The sequence below is a fragment of the Bacillus sp. SRB_331 genome (assembly GCF_003264175.1).
GTDB classification, from domain to species: Bacteria; Bacillota; Bacilli; order Bacillales; family Bacillaceae_G; genus Bacillus_A; species Bacillus_A mycoides.
The window spans coordinates 19,650-34,180 of record NZ_NADV01000046.1; the positions used below are offsets into that span (position 1 = coordinate 19,650).

Annotated in this window: 13 protein-coding genes and 3 pseudogenes; 5 read left to right on the plus strand and 11 right to left on the minus strand. The window is 32.8% G+C overall.

Annotated features, from left to right (window positions below):
* Nucleotides 1-7 precede the first annotated feature (7 nt).
* Nucleotides 8-399, plus strand: a pseudogene (locus B5P42_RS26900) (hypothetical protein); the annotation flags it as partial.
* 391 nt (nt 400-790) lie between these two features.
* Here B5P42_RS26900 and B5P42_RS26905 read toward each other — a convergent pair.
* Nucleotides 791-1,312 carry a GNAT family N-acetyltransferase gene (locus B5P42_RS26905; RefSeq protein ID WP_113735651.1) on the minus strand — a complete coding sequence of 174 codons (522 nt, stop codon included), beginning with the start codon at nt 1,310-1,312 and terminating at the stop codon, nt 791-793.
* 453 nt (nt 1,313-1,765) lie between these two features.
* Between B5P42_RS26905 and B5P42_RS26910 the strand changes: the two genes are divergently transcribed.
* Nucleotides 1,766-2,644: a hypothetical protein gene (locus B5P42_RS26910; RefSeq protein ID WP_113735652.1), complete on the plus strand. Its 879-nt coding sequence runs from the start codon at nt 1,766-1,768 to the stop codon at nt 2,642-2,644.
* A gap of 260 nt (nt 2,645-2,904) precedes the next feature.
* Here the strand turns inward: B5P42_RS26910 and B5P42_RS26915 are convergent, their stop codons facing one another.
* On the minus strand, nt 2,905-3,177 hold the full coding sequence (locus tag B5P42_RS26915) for an HU family DNA-binding protein (protein ID WP_113735653.1): 273 nt from the start codon (nt 3,175-3,177) through the stop codon (nt 2,905-2,907).
* Nucleotides 3,178-3,376: 199 nt separating this feature from the next.
* Here B5P42_RS26915 and B5P42_RS26920 point away from each other — a divergent pair.
* A pseudogene (locus B5P42_RS26920) lies at nt 3,377-3,667 on the plus strand (CPBP family intramembrane glutamate endopeptidase); the annotation flags it as partial.
* A gap of 183 nt (nt 3,668-3,850) precedes the next feature.
* Here the strand turns inward: B5P42_RS26920 and B5P42_RS26925 are convergent.
* Entirely contained in the window at nt 3,851-5,041 is a 1,191-nt protein-coding gene (locus tag B5P42_RS26925; RefSeq protein ID WP_113735654.1) for an MFS transporter, read from the minus strand.
* A 354-nt stretch (nt 5,042-5,395) separates the two neighbouring features.
* On the opposite strand from B5P42_RS26925, the gene B5P42_RS26930 reads away from it, so the two are divergent.
* Nucleotides 5,396-5,983, plus strand: coding sequence for a TetR/AcrR family transcriptional regulator (locus B5P42_RS26930; protein WP_081086050.1), 588 nt, complete (start codon nt 5,396-5,398; stop codon nt 5,981-5,983).
* A 374-nt stretch (nt 5,984-6,357) separates the two neighbouring features.
* On the opposite strand, the gene B5P42_RS26935 is transcribed toward B5P42_RS26930, so the two are convergent.
* The 6 genes from B5P42_RS26935 to B5P42_RS26960 form a co-directional block, all read right to left on the minus strand.
* Nucleotides 6,358-7,371 carry a hypothetical protein gene (locus B5P42_RS26935; RefSeq protein WP_113735655.1) on the minus strand — a complete coding sequence of 338 codons (1,014 nt, stop codon included), beginning with the start codon at nt 7,369-7,371 and terminating at the stop codon, nt 6,358-6,360.
* 677 nt (nt 7,372-8,048) lie between these two features.
* Nucleotides 8,049-8,216: a hypothetical protein gene (locus B5P42_RS32145; RefSeq protein WP_181458836.1), complete on the minus strand. Its 168-nt coding sequence runs from the start codon at nt 8,214-8,216 to the stop codon at nt 8,049-8,051.
* A gap of 129 nt (nt 8,217-8,345) precedes the next feature.
* Complete coding sequence (locus B5P42_RS26940; protein ID WP_000087397.1) at nt 8,346-8,540, minus strand: hypothetical protein; 195 nt, start codon at nt 8,538-8,540, stop codon at nt 8,346-8,348.
* 93 nt (nt 8,541-8,633) lie between these two features.
* The gene (locus tag B5P42_RS26945) at nt 8,634-8,975 is read right to left on the minus strand and encodes a DUF4257 domain-containing protein (protein ID WP_000961795.1); all 342 of its coding nucleotides are present in this window, start codon (nt 8,973-8,975) and stop codon (nt 8,634-8,636) included.
* Between the two features lie 581 nt (nt 8,976-9,556).
* Nucleotides 9,557-9,745, minus strand: coding sequence for a hypothetical protein (locus B5P42_RS26955; protein WP_000939326.1), 189 nt, complete (start codon nt 9,743-9,745; stop codon nt 9,557-9,559).
* A gap of 23 nt (nt 9,746-9,768) precedes the next feature.
* Nucleotides 9,769-10,290 (minus strand): peptide ABC transporter ATP-binding protein, encoded by a 522-nt coding sequence (locus B5P42_RS26960; RefSeq protein ID WP_113735657.1) that lies wholly within the window; start codon nt 10,288-10,290, stop codon nt 9,769-9,771.
* A 287-nt stretch (nt 10,291-10,577) separates the two neighbouring features.
* Between B5P42_RS26960 and lepB the strand changes: the two genes are divergently transcribed.
* Complete coding sequence (lepB, locus tag B5P42_RS26965) at nt 10,578-11,141, plus strand: signal peptidase I (protein ID WP_258397548.1); 564 nt, start codon at nt 10,578-10,580, stop codon at nt 11,139-11,141.
* Nucleotides 11,142-11,169: 28 nt separating this feature from the next.
* On the opposite strand, the pseudogene tnpB reads toward lepB, so the two are convergent.
* Together tnpB and B5P42_RS26975 are read right to left on the minus strand one after the other, a co-directional pair.
* Nucleotides 11,170-12,271 (minus strand): annotated as a pseudogene (gene tnpB, locus B5P42_RS26970) (IS200/IS605 family element RNA-guided endonuclease TnpB).
* 353 nt (nt 12,272-12,624) lie between these two features.
* A complete protein-coding gene (locus B5P42_RS26975) occupies nt 12,625-14,529 on the minus strand; it encodes an adhesin (protein ID WP_113735659.1) in 1,905 nt (634 codons plus the stop codon).
* Between the last annotated feature and the right edge of the window lie 2 nt (nt 14,530-14,531).

The following is a 14,531-nucleotide window of genomic DNA, read 5'->3' on the forward strand; positions in this document are numbered from 1 at the left end:
GTTTATTTTTGCACCAGAACCAAAAATAGATACTACTGGACTTTTACCTACATTAATACCAAGTGATCCCAAAAGTGAAAAATATAATAGCAGGAGATATGTAAGTGTGGTGAATTTTTCATTTGAATTTGACATGTATAAGAATAAACATTCTATTCCAAAGGCCAAAGATTTAATTGAGGACTTTCAAAAAAGTGGAGTATTAACAAAAGGAATATACAATATCGATATGAGCGTAGATGATTCAAATCCTGAACGCTCCTATGTGGGATCGGAATATGATAATATGGCTTTGTTTGAAGTCGATGAAAATGGTAAATATACCATAATTGCTACTCCTAAACATGATGATTTACGTGACACTTATTTTATGGTGATTACGCAGCTAAAAAAATATAAAATAGAACTTTAGGTGGAATTACTTTATTGGATTTGACTAAAATATATGTTTTTCTACCCCTAATAAACGACTTTATTGTTATATTTTTGAGTACAGTTAAGTAACTTATATCGAAAATAAACAACTATATTTTAACCCCGTCCTAAATTTAGAACGGGGTTATGCTTGTTTTAGGTTTTAAAATTTAATAGCTATATTGTCTTTTTACACTGTTTATAAAAAAGTCGTACCATTTTGAATAAAGTTTAACCTTTTTTATATTATTAAGATCTAAATTAAAAAAAGATTAATAACTTAAAGTGCATAACATATTAGTCATATATAATATGTTATGCACTTTGCTATTCAACTAACGCACCCGTTAGCATAATAAAATCACTAAGTCTATTACTACAAATCGGAGGGTAACATTCCATATACAATACTATCTGTCCATTCATTTTTATTCCAAAAATCTTGTATGAAATGGGCTTCCTTTCTCATGCCTATTCGTTCACACAATTTTTGTGAAGCTGTATTACGTGCATCAAGATTAGCTTGTATACGATGTACATTAAATTCATTAAATAATTTATATACCAAACTACTTACTGCTTCTGTTGCCAAACCTCTCCCAGCTGCTTCATTTAGAAAACTATAACCAATCTCAACAGTGTCTTTCATATCCGTGTACCATACGGATAAATCACCAACTACTTTAGTCTTGTATATAACTGCCAAACTTAATAGTGATTCTTTAGTGAGTACATTGTTTGCTAGCTTCTTATTAAATTTTTTCTGCATATCTTCATGAGTCCACTTATTATGTAATAGAAACTTACATGTATCATCATTATTATAAATAGCAAATACATCCTTTAAATCAGTACTCTTAAAAGGTCTAATTATTAATCTTTCTGTTGTGATTTCCACGTCTGCTCTCCTCCCTTACATTCATTCTACAAATTTTTTTTTATAGCATTTAAACCTCCTTCTTAGATTTTATCTTGATTACATTCTTCATCATAGTAAATTAAAATCCTCCTTCCACTAAACTGCACCGTTAGCTGCATAAGAAAAAGAACTACAATGGCAACTCTTAAATTACTTTTGCATCAGTTAGTTGAATAACAAAACTACCCAACATATCGAAAAATCAACTGATATAATGTATGCAAAGTCCTAAAATACTACTACAAATCCTAAAGGAAACCATAGCCGAAATTTAATTCTTATTGTTTACCCGTACAGAGATAATAAAGTTGTTTAATTTAAAATAAGGTCTTTTCGCTAAGACTGTAAAGAAGTGTACTTAAACCAACGTGCCATTTTAGTCGGATGTAAGTGTTATAATATTAATAAAATTTTAGAAATGCAGGGTGAAAAATGAAGAGTATTAAAAGATTCATTCAAGTCATCTTAGTAAGTACACCACTCCTAATTCTTAGTGGATGTTTCTCTAATTTCTCTAAAGACGATCTGAATCAACCAATACAAGAATATTTAAAAACAAACTATGGAATACAAGATGAGTTTTCTGTTATTCGGACAGATAATACTTTTAATGGGATTGGCCATCAAACTTATGTAGAAATTAAAAAGCCATATCGAACGTATCCATTCCTAATGATTGAAAAATATACCTTTAAAATTTTAGAAGATGAAAGTGACGATATCTATTTCCAACAATTCAAGGGCGCATATATTGAGCAACATCCAGAAGTAGTTCAAGTGATGAAACAGGTCATAAAAAAATATGGGTTAGTAAAATATCCTGATAAAACAGACCCAGAAGAAAATGGTCCTATTCGTATATTTCCTTATGATAACATTGAGTTTAATATAAATGATTCTCAAGAGCTAATTGATAATTTTAAAAAGACTCAAAAGATTGATACTACCGGACTTTTACCTACATTAATACCAAGTGACCCCCGACGTAAAAATTATAATGGCAGGTATGTAGGTGTGGTGAATTTTCTATTTAAATTTGATATAAATAAAAATAAACATCCTATTCCAAAGGCAAAAGATCTAATTGAGGACTTTCAAAAAAGTGGAGTATTAACAAAAGGGATATACAACATAGATATGTTAGTAGATGATTCAAATCCAGATCATTTTGTGAGATGGGAATATAATAATGTAGCTTTGTTTGAAGTCGATGAAAATGGTGAATATACCATAATAGCAACTCCTAAATATGATGATTTACATGACACTTACTTTTATGGTGATTACGCAACTAAAAAAAATAAAGAATAGAATTTTAGGTTGAATTATCACAAAGAAGTATAGACTTAATTCAGTAGCATGTAGACTATTAAAAAGTACATTCTTTTCTTAAAACACTACAGAAACAACTATATTTTAACCCCGTCCTAAAATTAGAACGGGGTTATGCTTGTTTTTGGTTTTAAAAATTTAATAGCTTTATTGTCCTTTTACACTTTAAATTAGAAATTGCTGTGTTACAAATAAAAAGGATCCGATATGAGTATCAGATCCTTTTTCACTTAGTATACTTATTTCACTGCCTCTTTCAATTCTTTTCCAGCTTTAAATGCAGGTGTCTTTGAAGCAGCAATTTGCATTTCTTCACCTGTCTGCGGGTTACGACCTGTTCGTGCAGATCTTTCACGTACTTCAAATGTACCGAATCCAAGAAGCTGTACTTTCTCTTCATTTGCAAGAGCTGTTGTTATAGCGTCTAATACAGCTTGTGTCGCTGTAGCAGCATCCTTTTGTGTAAGTTCTGCTTTATCCGCCACTACTTTTGTTAATTCTGTTTTATTCATTTTCTACACCTCTTTTATGTAATTAGGGATTATTATAATATGTCTATACTCATGGTGCAATTTATAAAATATAGAAAGGGCCTTAGCAGGAGCTAGGAGTTGTAAATTGACTAGTAATATTCCTAAAAAATACTGCTATAATAGAAAGGAAATTCAGTATTATTTTACCTTTTAAATTTAGCTTAAGGTGGGATTGTATGTGAATGGAGATAAAAAACTGAAAAAACCAGTTGTAAGTTTTATTTTATTAACCAATATTATTTTTTGGCCACTTTTTCTTCTTGTAGGAATCATAAAGTTATTGGATTTTCCAATTTGGATTTTTGATGTAATGCTATGTATATCATCTTGGTCTTCCACCTTTGCTTTTTTGTTGCTATTTAAGAAACTCTATCCTGGGCAGAGTTTCATTCAATTCGTAAAAGATAGATTTAAAAATAAAATTAGTTTTCCTATAGCTCTTACTATAAGTACGATTCAATTGACACTCCCACGGCTAAAGCCACAAGGTGACTAACGTCAGTGGGAGTGTCAAATGGCGAATTTTATCCTCTTTTAGCGATAGAGACAAAAAATCAAACTTAAAAAATAACCGCCATTAATCTATAAAACTCGGACATACCAATGAATAAGCATTCAAACAAATCTGGACTGCTAAAATTCAATTATAAATCTATTTCTCTGTAGAATAATAAAGAAGGGCTATGATCGGAAAAGCGATTCCTATCCATAATGTTAGACTCCATCCGCCTAAGGCGTATGCCCATCCACCAATAAAGGATCCAACAGCACCTCCTAAAAAGAAAATAGCCATAAATAGCCCGTTTAATCGACTACGAATTTCTGGACTCAACGAGAAAATTAAACGTTGGCTAAGCACAAGGTTTGCAGATACTCCCATGTCCAACAGAATTGCAGCAATTACTAAAACAGCTATTCCGATGTGCGAACTACTTTGAATAATAAGTGGTAGTAATAAAGAAATAATAACAACAGTGAGAGCTATTCCAGTGGCGGGTCGTGTCCAGCCAAGATCAGCTAAACGACCACCTATTGGAGCGGCTATTGCACCTGTAATTCCGACAAGTGTATATAATGCTATGGCAGTCTGAGAAAAATGAAAAGCAGGACTAGACAATAATAATGGAACAGTGGTCCAGAATAAGCTGAAAGCCCCAAATACACAAGCATGATAAATTGCGCGACGGCGTAAAATTGGAGTAGTTCGTAGTAGTTGCCACATTGAACTAAGTAAGGCAGTATAATTTGTTTTTTCCGTTGGTTTCCTAGTAGGGAGTACTTTCAATAATACAAACGCCAAGACAATAATTACAGTAGCAGATAAAGCAAATATTGCATTCCATCCCCAGATATCAGCTACTAGACTAGATATCGGACGCGCAAGCATAATACCTAATAACAGGCCACTCATGACATTACCAACTACACGACCGCGTGCATCTTCCGATGAAAGATATGATACAAAAGGTACGAGCACTTGCGCTGCAACCGACCCCAATCCGATAAAGAATGAAGCTACTAACAACAAGATTGCGCTCTTTACAAAAACTGTGGCAGTTAGAGCAACTGCACTTAGAAATAACAATATAATTATCAATTTTCTATTCTCAACAATATCCCCTAAAGGTACAAGAAATAGTAAGCCAACAACATATCCAATCTGTGTTAGTGTTACAATTAATCCAGCGCTACTATTAGAAAGCCCAATTACATTACTAATTACCCCAATTAAAGGCTGGGCATAATAAAGATTAGCCACAATAATACCACATGCAGTTGCTAGAAGAATGATTAAACCCGATGAAATCTCCTTATTAATTGCTTTCTTTTTAAAATTAGACATATCTATTTCCTCCCATACTTTTATTTCAAAATTACTGAATCGCCTTGGCAAGAACTACTGCACTACCATTATTCTAAATTGAGCCTGAACTACTTTCCGTTCTTCTTTCAAAAGATCCAATTTTCCCACTTTTTTATTCTCCTTTTCTAAATTTTTTTTTAGTAATTCACTTTGTGGATTTGGAAACCTGTTTAAAGACCTTACCATTATAAGATGCTAGATAATTAATAAACTAAACGTTCAGTTTATTAATTACCTAAAAATATATACTAAACGTTCAGTTTTGTAAATAGGCTATTTTATTATCCGTTCATATTAAGTATACTAAACGTATAGTTTATGTTCTTGAAAGGAATGATTAATGTGCAAGGTAAAAGAGGTCGACCACGTAATATCGAAACCCAAAAGGCTATCCTTTCTGCATCCTATGAGTTATTACTGGAAAGTGGCTTTAAAGCAGTCACAGTTGATAAAATTGCAGACCGTGCTAAAGTTAGCAAAGCTACGATTTATAAATGGTGGCCAAATAAGGCTGCTGTGGTAATGGATGGTTTTCTTTCTGCTGCTGCTGCCAGATTACCTGTACCTGACACAGGTTCAGCATTGACTGATATCTTAACTCACGCCACAAGTTTAGCCAGTTTTTTAATAAGTCGAGAAGGCACTATTATTACTGAGTTAGTTGGCGAAGGTCAATTTGATTCGAAACTAGCAGAAGAATATCGTGCTCGATATTTCCATCCACGTCGCCTGCAAGCAAAGCAACTTCTGGAGAAGGGAATTAAAAGAGGCGAATTAAAAGAAAACCTCGATGTTGACTTAAGCATCGATCTCATTTACGGACCAATTTTCTATCGGTTGCTAGTAACTGGTGAAAAGTTAGATGATTCCTATGTGCATGACTTGGTAATAAATGCATTCGAAGGAATACGATTGAAGTAATTAATATTCTAACAAGTGTTTAGAATCCCCACTCCCTCCTATGCGGATGCGGATGCAAATTAAATTAACTTGATAAATAAAGTGTTTTATGTTTTTAAACTGATGTATATGGAGTGGTCTCCTATATACATCAGTTTAAAAATTGATAATTACTCTAAAAGGATTATCATGAAAATTGGCGTAGTATAACACTACATCACCATCAACCTAAGAAAAGCAAACACCCCAAAGCGAAAAACAAGCCGTTTTCTATCAAAAACACACGGGATTTTCAGCCTGAGGTGTTATAAAATTCTAAAGTTGATGGGTATAGGTTAAGACTTCGATATATCATGCTTTCAGATCAAATAACAAACATGAATAGGATTTTACATTTAATTCGTAGGAAACCTCTCTTTTACAAGATCTTCGATGTTATTCGCTTCTTTAATTTCTTTTGATGATAACCAAGCTGTATATAATGTTCCAGTCTTATTGGTTAAATCTATGGCATAATTTTTATTATACAGTTCTTCTTTAAGTATTGTGGTTACTTTGATTAAATCCTCTATTAAAGGAGGATTGTTTTCAAATATACCGTCGCTATTAAATTTTAAAATCACTATATATTTTCGAAGTCCCTCATGATCCGAACTTATATAAGTAATACCTTTAATTGCAAATCGATCGTTTTGCAATTCATATAATCTTTCTACTACTTTGGTGTGCGTTCTAATCCAACCTTCCCAATATTTGTTTATGGCATCTGACATCGTAGTTTTCATTGTTAATAACAATTCTTCTTTTGTTATTATATTTTGTACATTTTTAAAAGGTCCACCTAAAGATTTACCATTTTGATCCTTAATCTCTAGTTCTGTTATCTTTTTATTATTCTTCTGAATGAGTTGAAATAGAGCATATAAACGATCTAATTCTACGGAATCCAATTTACTAAAGTCAATCTCGTTGCTCATTTTCAAAGTTAATAGCAATTCATCTTTCGGGCTTCCTTCTTCTGGATTATCATTATCTAATATATATTGAAGAGCATTTTCCTCTTCAGTTTCCACGTACCCTAATTTTTTAATTTCTTCTAGAGTTGGTTGGAATTTCTTATATTCCTCATATGTTTTTTTCCCATATTTGTATTCATCACCTACTATAGATGAATAGAGGAAACCTTGTACCTTTACTCGGAATTTTAGATATTTGTTATCTTTTTCTTGCACGGTATGGTAAGTGTTACCAAAATTATTCTCGTTTATTGAGCCCCATTCTGTTATATCAACATCGATTCCGTGCTTTTCTTTTATATACTCTTGTACCTCAGCTTCATTTTTTGAATTACAACCACTTAAAAATATGAAACATACTACTAGCAATATTACATTTTTCATGCTTTTCATATAAGCACTCCCTACGTAAGATTAATTCTTGAATATGCAGCACACTGCAAATCCCTCTTTTCCTTAGTCGTATACTTTAACTTTTATATAGTGTGAATCTTAAATCATTTAAGTTATTGACATTGCCATCTATACTGCTTGAAGCATTACTGTCTTAAAATATACAACCTATTTGTTTTAAGTTCTTTCTCAATTCTATAAGCATATAGTCCATTGAGCTCATATCTAAAACGTACATTCATACCATGAGACCTATTTTACTATAAAATCTGGTTATATTATTAAAATATTCCTTTTTTATTTTTTGTCTCCTAGTATAGATGTTCCTTCTACTTCAATGAGGGAGGATTTATGGAAAGACATTATACAATCTCAAATTATGCACTATATATAAGAACAAAAAACATGACTCTAACCATAACATAATAAAAATCGTATATATGCATATTTATATTTAAAATCACCGATGATAATGTTATACTAATATCAACCAAGAAGGGTCCAACAAACTATGATTAATCACTACATTTTCTTTCATAGCATGTCAACGTAAAAAAAGACACTTTCCATTGTGTCTTTTTTACGCTTTGAGATGAATACATTGACTCAATACTTATATTTAATTAGTTTTTAAAACAAAGAATTAAACAACTTTTTTAACTTTAAACATTTATTATTTAATTATTAACTAATCTTTTTACATACTCTACACTTACTGAAGTTGCTTCCGCTATGATTTCAACTGAAACACCTAAATTGAAAAAGTTTTGCATTAAATGAACTCTTTCTTGTTCTCTTGCTTTTTGATCAACCTCTAATAGTTGTTGTAATAAATCTGTACTCATTATAAACACTCCTCTTAATTTTTTAAAACTAATCAACCATGTTCTCTTATTCTTAGAGAATTTCAAATAATAAAGAAAAGCTGATGGATAATAAAATCTCCATCAGCTTTTCTTTTTCTTACTATTCAATTAGAAGCTAACCGTCGCTGCTTCCTCTCCTGAATTAATCATTCGTTGTTCAATCTTTCCTAGCAGTTCCTTTATCTTATCTGAATAAAGTTTAACTGCTTTCGTAGATTGAGCATTCTTAAGCTCTTCTGTCCATTCTGCTAAATCTTCCTTTTCTTGATCATCTAGATAATCAAAAACTTCCTTTCGAGACATCGGGCTCACCTCAACTCAACTCTCTTTATTTGGCCGTTACATAACCAAATCTCCTCATCTCTCTATTTCTATTTATACCAGATTACTCCTCTTTTATTCCTTATTCTTTTTTTCGAGTTCGGTCAATTTCTTTGAAATCGACTGAATCTCGTCGGTTTTTACTTGTTCCGTTGCCAAGCGATTGTGCAGCAGGAAAGCTTGCCCTGAAATCCCAGCAAGAATACTCACCTTAAGAATATCCATCATTGTTTCAGGGTTAAACATTGCAACACCAACGAGTGAAGCAATACTGCCTACAAACATCTCTCCCAAGAAACCCGGGTGAAATGCAAGCTTGCTCTTACGAGGCAACAAAAACTTTTTGTTTGTGATGTAATGACTAGCCAATCCTGAGACCATACCAGCCACAACTGACACAATTACTGTAACCAACATAATATGCACCCCTTTTCGAAAAACTTTTGACATTGCAGCAGCAGTTTCTATTTAATAATTAGTTCCTATGACATAGCATCACCCCTTTCAGGCAAAAACAAATAACCTTCCAGGAAAATGAAATGTTTACACAATAAAATAAAGCAACATAAAGTTCCTTTTTGTGTAATTTCATTAACCCGAAAGGTTATACGTAGTTGTGATATAAAAAAGAAAAAAATGCAACTAAATTATATCACAATGAAGCTCAATTTATCTTTCAATTCAGAAAATTAATTCTTTTATTTAACTTTCTCAAGTTAACAAATCAAATTCTTTGATACCTTTACACTTTCTAATAATTCGAAAGCCTGATTATTATTTATTTTTTTCAATCTGTCATCAATTATGCTGTAGATCACACTACAATTTTGATGAATATAGAATTCCAGTATCTCAAGTGCTACCTGTTTTTCCTCTACGTCTTTATATTTGTAATTAAAGGCGACCACTTTTTTTATTATTTTCATAGTCGATATATCCACCCTTCTTAGAAAATAAAAAAGACAAGGAATTGATCCTCGCCTTTTTCATAACTGCAGTTAATTTATTCCTTCATAAACAACCATAACGGTTACAAGTGGTTGGCCTTGATCATATTCACGATTAATGATCCCACTTGGTTTTATTTCTTTAACTATTTTCCCTTGATTATTACAATATTTCAAAAAACTATTCACTTCTTCATCAATTCTTAAAGCATCAGCAATCAAAGTTCTAATTTGTAACATAGTGAATTCCTCCAAGTAATTTGTTATTTTAAATATGTAATCTCAGAAATACGAAATCCATCTATTTCTGGTACATATTTAAATTCCAGAATTAAGTCGTTTTGTTTTACCAAAAACAATCCTTTTTTTACTTTTGTAACAGTTCTTGGTCTTTCATAATTAAATAGACTTGGTTTACTTTTATAAGTAACTTTGTAATTCTTATTTGTACTAAAATAGTCCGATGTAAATTCATCAGCTAATTCTGTAGTAGTTACATGATTTCCTAAAAACATTTCTAGTTCTTTTTTATTTTGATAAATGGTTAAGTAGCCGTTCTTATCAATATCATCAAATATTAATTTGAATTGCCCTCCTAAGTCGTTAATCACATTTTGTGATAATTCATCTTCAAACAAATAATCGTATTGAACTTTTTGTTTCAAATCCCCTACTTTGACAGGAGTTAATGCATCTGTTTGAGGTTCATCCTTTATAAAGGTGTTATAAAAAACAAACATCATAGCTAAAACGCCTAACACTAAAAATAATCTCTTAATCTTCATAAAACCTTCATCCTTTCACAATGTGATATTCTCCAAAAAACGCAAAAAAGCCCTTTTCGGAGTTGTATTTAAAAAGAAAGTAAAAGTAAAAAACTTAAACTATCTTTGAAAATCGAAACCCCGAAAGGGCTACAGTAGTTATTGATATAAAAAATTGAAATTTAAAAAAGGTATACTTAATTTTAACAAATTACACCTGTAAAAACAACAATCTTCAGAATATTTAATCTGTTAATTTTATGTTATGATGAATACTATAAACCCTCAGAATGGAGTTTGATCTACAATTGAAAAAACGTCTACTTTCTGTTTTTCCAATATTAATATTTCTAATTGGTGTTTCCTTACTGTTACTAAGACAGTTCGTTTTTTTTCCATATAAAGTTTCTGGAGTTTCTATGGAAAACACCTTATTTAATAATGACAAGGTTTTGATTAATCACTTTACCAATTCAATAGAAGATCTGCAGAGATTTGATGTTGTTGTTGTTAATTCCCCCCTAGAAAACACTTCTAATAAAAAAACAATTATAAAAAGAGTAGTTGGTTTACCTGGAGATACAATAGAATATAAATCACAGCAGCTTTATATAAATGGACTTCAGGTAAAAGATGCATACTCAAAAGGTAAAACAGCTGATTTTTCATTGAAAAATATTTATGGTTTCGAAAGGGTTCCGAATGATACAATTTTTGTATTAGGGGATAATCGTGAAGAAAGCTTAGACAGCAGATTTAAAGAAATAGGATTTATATCTTTGAATAATATTGAAGGTAAGGTAATTTTACGCTATAAACCATTCATTGAACTACCCCCACTTTCACTTCGTTTAGAAGAGGGGGATTCCTAAGTAAAGAGTTCTATCGAACTCTAATTTATTAGGCTAGCTCCACAGTCCTTGCGGTTAAAAGCCTTATCGCTTCATTCTTTAGATTTATACTTGCGTTAATATCCCTATCATGGTGTGTACAACAAGAAGGGCAGTCCCATTTACGTAGGTTTAGATTTTTAACGTCTTTGTTTTGATATCCACAACAAGAACATAATTGGCTGGAAGCAAATGTTTTCGATACGACAAGGACTTGTTTGCCGTACCATTTTGCTTTATATTCCAACATGCTTCGAAACTGTGACCATGATACCTCACTAATTGCTTTTGCTAACTTATGATTTTTTAACATATTCGATACTTGCAAATCCTCTATACCAATAACATCGTGATTTTTGATGATTTCAGTTGAGATTTTGTCCAAGTAATCTTTTCTAGCATTTGCCATGTATTCATGAATTCTAGCCACTTTTACTCGCTGTTTATTCCAGCGAGAAGATCCTTTTGTTCTTCTAGAAAGAACACGCTGTGCTTTCGCCAACTTCTCTTCTAATGATCGAAAAAACTTCGGATTTTTATAGGTTGTTCCATCTGACAAAATGGCGAAATCTTTTAGTCCCACATCCATTCCAATGTAAGATTGTGTTTTCGGAAGTTCTTGCACTTCTGTTTCAACTAACAATGACACAAAGTATCTGTCAGAAGGGTTCCTTCTAACCGTAGCATTTACAATACGTCCCTTTACTTCGCGACTCTTGGCAAATCGAACAAGACCTAGTTTCGGCAACTTTATCTTTTTTCCTACAATGGCAATGTTTTCATTTGTTTGTTTTGTAGTGTAAGATTGTACGTTGTTTTTCTTAGATTTGAAACGCGGGGCACTAGTTTGTTTTTTGAAAAAGCATGTATAAGCATCCGCAAGGTTGCGAACAGATGACTGAATCGCAATACTATCCACTTCTTTGAGCCAAACAAACTCTTTCTTCATGGCAGGAAGTTTGGCAGAGCATGTACCATACTTTGTATGCGTTATCCCATAGAGATAGGAAATGATTGAATACAAAACGAGAACAGCCAATTGTTTTATTAATTAGGGTTGCTTGTGTTTTATTTGGATAGATACGAAATTTATATGCTTTATTAATCATCATTCATTTCACCTCCAGTTCGGCATATGTCTATTATACAACAAACATACATTCGATAGATAGTGAAGTAACAGTTTATGTATGTCGAACAATTAAGATGGCTTCCTGCCATCTCTTGTCCGAAGCCAATTCATCTCCCACCTACTCACTTCGCGTTCCTTGAAGAAGGAGTCTTCTTGGCTAAAATGATAAATTTATGAAATTTTAATACAATTAATTAAACATATAAAAAAGCTCCAACTGTAGGACAGTCGGAGCTTTTTACAATATAATTTTGATTAGTTAAGTTCGACTGATACAAAAACTTATAGATGAACCTTCTAAAATCTTCGCTATTATAAATTTCCGCTAAAATCTTATTTAGCTACATCATTAGAATTTGATGCAAGTAATCCATTACCCTGCTCTTTAGAAGTTGTTCCTGCAGTTTTCTGTTCTGGCTTTTGCTCTGGCTTTTGCTCTGATTTCTGCTCTGGCTTTTCTTTCTCAAGAACTACCACATTTACTGTTTCAGTTGAGCTATTTCCTGCCTTATCGGTTGCCGTTACTTGAACTGATATTGCGCCTGGCTTACTTGTATCATACGCTCCTACTGTTACTACTGGATTTGGATCTTTATTATCTTTTACACTCACTAAACTTCCTGGACTTAATTTATCTCCTACATGTACGGTTACACCTTGCTTCGCTGTTATTACTGGTGCTTCCGTATCCTTCTCTTCTTCCTTTTCTACTACTTTTACTGTTACTGTTGCAGTTGAACTGTTACCCGCATTATCTGTTACCGTTACTTGAACTGATATTGTGCCTGGTTTACTTGTATCATACGCTCCCACTGTTACTACTGGGTTTGGATCTTTATTATCTTTTACACTTACTAAACTTTCTGGACTTAATTTATCTCCCACATTTACGGTTACACCTTGTTTTGCTGTAATTACTGGTGCTTCTGTATCTTTTTCTACTACTTTAACGGTTACTGTTGTACTTGAGCTATTTCCTGATGCATCTGTTGCCGTTACTGTTACTTGAATTTCCCCTGCCTTACTTGTATCATACGCTCCTACTGTTACTACTGGATTCGGATCTTTATTATCTCTTACTTCTACTAAATCACCTGCATTTAAGCTATCTCCTACATGTACTGTTACACCTTGTTTTGCTGTAATTACTGGTGCTTCTGTATCTTTTTCCTCTTCTTTTTCAACTACGTTAACAGTTACTGTTGTACTTGAGCTATTTCCTGATGCATCTGTTGCCGTTACTGTTACTTGAATTTCTCCTGCCTTACTTGTATCGTACGCTCCCACTGTTACTATTGGATTCGGGTCTTTATTATCTCTTACTTCTACTAAGTCTCCTGCATTTAGACTATCTCCGACATGTACTGTCACACCTTGCTTCGCTGTAATTACTGGTGCCACAGTATCTTTTTCAGGTTTTTCTGGTTTTGTTGTACCACCATCGTTACCGCCGCCTGTTGGTGGTTCTGTACCTCCTCCACCATCATTACCGTCGCCGCCTGTTGGTGGGTTTGTACCTCCTCCACCATCGTTACCATCGCCACCTGTTGGTGGTTTTGTATTTCCTCCACCATCGTTACCATTGCCGCCTGTTGGTGGGTTTGTATTTTCTCCGCCATTATTACCATCACTGCCTGTTGGTGGTTTTGTATCTCCTCCGCCACTAGAATCTCCAGAAGCTGGTGGCTTTTTATCATTATTAACTGGAGGTATTGAATTATCTGCAATAGCAACTCCATCATTGATGTTTAGATCGCCACCAAATACAAAGTTCTTACTATCCTTATTATCCGAGACAGAAGGATTGTTTGTTGCTAATGCTATTGAAGTATTTAAATCTGAAAAACGATTACTTGATTTATCACCGTCAATAACTGATGCTAAGTTTCTATCTGAATTTATAGCCGCGGTCGCAATTGAATCAGTTAAATCATCAAATTTCTTTTTGGTTTTGTTATTTTCAATGATTCCGGCTAAATTTTGATCTGAGCTACGTTTTGCATTATCAATGATTTCATCAAAATCATTAGTATTTAAATTTTCAGTTGTTTCATTCTTACTTTCATCTTTCTTCTTTTCTTTTTCACTATCTTTTTTCTTTTTAGATACTGATGCTGTTTTGGTGTTCTCTTTTTCCGAAGAAAACAGCGAGCAGCCTGAAACTACCCCAACACTTAAGGTAGTAGCAGTAGTTGCAAGTAAAACTTTCTTAAAAATTTTCGAATAATCTAAAGGCACAA

What these genes read in the sequence shown, in the direction of transcription:
- B5P42_RS26910 (WP_113735652.1), top strand. Translation starts at nt 1,766, where the DNA reads ATGAAGAGTATTAAAAGATTCATTCAAGTCATCTTAGTAAGTACACCA.
- B5P42_RS26915 (WP_113735653.1), bottom strand. Translation starts at nt 3,177, where the DNA reads ATGAATAAAACAGAATTAACAAAAGTAGTGGCGGATAAAGCAGAACTT.
- B5P42_RS26925 (WP_113735654.1), bottom strand. Translation starts at nt 5,041, where the DNA reads ATGTCTAATTTTAAAAAGAAAGCAATTAATAAGGAGATTTCATCGGGT.
- B5P42_RS26930 (WP_081086050.1), top strand. Translation starts at nt 5,396, where the DNA reads ATGATTAATGTGCAAGGTAAAAGAGGTCGACCACGTAATATCGAAACC.
- B5P42_RS26935 (WP_113735655.1), bottom strand. Translation starts at nt 7,371, where the DNA reads ATGAAAAGCATGAAAAATGTAATATTGCTAGTAGTATGTTTCATATTT.
- B5P42_RS32145 (WP_181458836.1), bottom strand. Translation starts at nt 8,216, where the DNA reads ATGAGTACAGATTTATTACAACAACTATTAGAGGTTGATCAAAAAGCA.
- B5P42_RS26940 (WP_000087397.1), bottom strand. Translation starts at nt 8,540, where the DNA reads ATGTCTCGAAAGGAAGTTTTTGATTATCTAGATGATCAAGAAAAGGAA.
- B5P42_RS26945 (WP_000961795.1), bottom strand. Translation starts at nt 8,975, where the DNA reads ATGTTGGTTACAGTAATTGTGTCAGTTGTGGCTGGTATGGTCTCAGGA.
- B5P42_RS26955 (WP_000939326.1), bottom strand. Translation starts at nt 9,745, where the DNA reads ATGTTACAAATTAGAACTTTGATTGCTGATGCTTTAAGAATTGATGAA.
- B5P42_RS26960 (WP_113735657.1), bottom strand. Translation starts at nt 10,290, where the DNA reads ATGAAGATTAAGAGATTATTTTTAGTGTTAGGCGTTTTAGCTATGATG.